Below are 1617 nucleotides of genomic sequence, written 5' to 3'. Positions count from 1 at the left end.
CAACGAACGGGCGCTGCTGGCCGCGCTGTCGGTGACCGATCAGCAGGTGCTGGATGACGGACTGGCCCGTCTGCTGGCCTCGCTCGAGCCAGCCCTATGAAAAAGCCAGCCTCGAGGGCTGGTTGATTCAGATGCGGGCCATGGTGAGCCCGATCGGTTCAAGAGGCATGGACCTCATGCTTGCCACGACGAAGCGTAAGTAAGCCGTGGTTGGGTATTGCTTACTTGTCGTTCGGGTACGGAACCTTTCCCGCCACCCGATTATTGGATTCTTTGCGGCAGTCAGATTGAAGTCGTTAGAACCAGCCGCCAGAGATATTGGTGAATTTCAAGGAGTAGCTTGACCATTGTGATGATAGGCAGTCACCATTACATATCATCGAGAATCCAAACCCAATTCCGTTTTGAATTGGGTCTACCGGTGAATACCAACTGCCGTGTTGTAACTCGTGATTGGTCGTGGCGTCGAAAATCCAGTAGGCTGACCCCCAAGGGGTGATATGCATGGCGACTTTGTATGGGTGGTTATCTTTCAGGTAGACGGTTTCTCCGTTGGGCCAAGTGTTTGTTCCATTCCCGTCAGGGCCGCAACTTCCAGAAATAAATTTGTTGAATTCATTGCATACTGGCGCAATGTTATGAGGATTGCTGCCTTGGCCTAATGGTGAGTTGCCGTTTGAATCAACTAGCATGACTTCATTTCTGAAGCCGGCGTACTGCACATAAGTTTGATTGTTTGGCGACTTTCCAGGGAAAATGGCTAGTCCACGACCACTGTAGTGATAGCCATCCTTTAAGAATTTTGCTCTGCCCAAAATTGGAAAGTGCCCCAATAGCCCTGGTTGACTCATGATGTTGTTCAAAGTCATCGTGAAGACCATCCACTGGGTTGTTGTTCCAGCTGGCTTGTATGTGTTGTTTTGTGCGTATAAAAAATGAGGGCCCTTTGCGTCGATTAAATTGATAGTCTCGTCTCTGAGCTTGTAGGCTCCATTTGCGTAAGTCGCAAATGCGTAGCCTTGATTTTTTATACTTCCAAAATTCTTGGTTGCAGCAAAGGTGAGGGATATGGGGAAGCCGTTGTTCCAATCCCATTGTCTGCCTACTTGTTCAAGTAGATAGAGGTCAGGGTCGTTGACTGGGGGCTTTGCATCCGCTATGTTCACGATGGATACCAGTGCTGATATCAATAGTATGTTTTTGAAAATACGAGGCATAGCCCACTCCTTTGGTTTGATTTAAATATTTGGGCGCAGTTTATGGCTTCTGTTTAGAGGAGAGGGTGTTTGCTTTGTAAGTGGTGAAAGTTTGTGTTGATATTTATATTTCGGCTGACGAGTGGGGCCTTAATGTGGGCGAAAGTAAATCCGAATTCGCCCCGTTCGGTGTTGGGCCACTCCAGCGAAAGAAATCGTCCATGATGTGGTCGATGTCGCACTAGCCCGGTGGTCTCGAGGGCAGCCTGATTTAGAAGTGAGCGCTAGGGATCTACTTTGGCCGCTGAAGTGCATTGCTCTTGCTGTGATGGTCAGCTCGGGCACCATGACGCACCGCCTCAAGGGCTTGGAATCGTCTGGTTGGGTGCAGCGGGTGCCCAACCCCGAGGATGCGCGCAGC

At 49.8% G+C, this 1617-nt stretch carries 2 protein-coding genes; one reads left to right on the top strand and one right to left on the bottom strand.

The window, feature by feature from the left end; genetic code table 11:
* Nucleotides 1-296: 296 nt before the first annotated feature.
* Nucleotides 297-1217 carry a hypothetical protein gene (locus L880_RS35965; RefSeq protein ID WP_157463075.1) on the bottom strand — a complete coding sequence of 307 codons (921 nt, stop codon included), beginning with the start codon at nt 1215-1217 and terminating at the stop codon, nt 297-299.
* 205 nt (nt 1218-1422) lie between these two features.
* On the opposite strand from L880_RS35965, the gene L880_RS36750 reads away from it, so the two are divergent.
* Nucleotides 1423-1617 (top strand): MarR family transcriptional regulator (locus L880_RS36750; RefSeq protein WP_342669194.1); only part of this gene is annotated, 195 nt, incomplete at its 3' end.

It is taken from the genome of Curvibacter gracilis ATCC BAA-807, from assembly GCF_000518645.1.
Lineage (GTDB): Bacteria > Pseudomonadota > Gammaproteobacteria > Burkholderiales > Burkholderiaceae_C > Curvibacter > Curvibacter gracilis.
The sequence above is the reverse complement of the archived record's forward strand: the minus strand, read 5'-3'. Positions and strand labels throughout refer to the sequence as shown.

Coding starts and splice junctions, on each gene's coding strand:
- L880_RS35965 (WP_157463075.1), bottom strand. CDS start 1,217: ATGCCTCGTATTTTCAAAAACATACTATTGATATCAGCACTGGTATCC.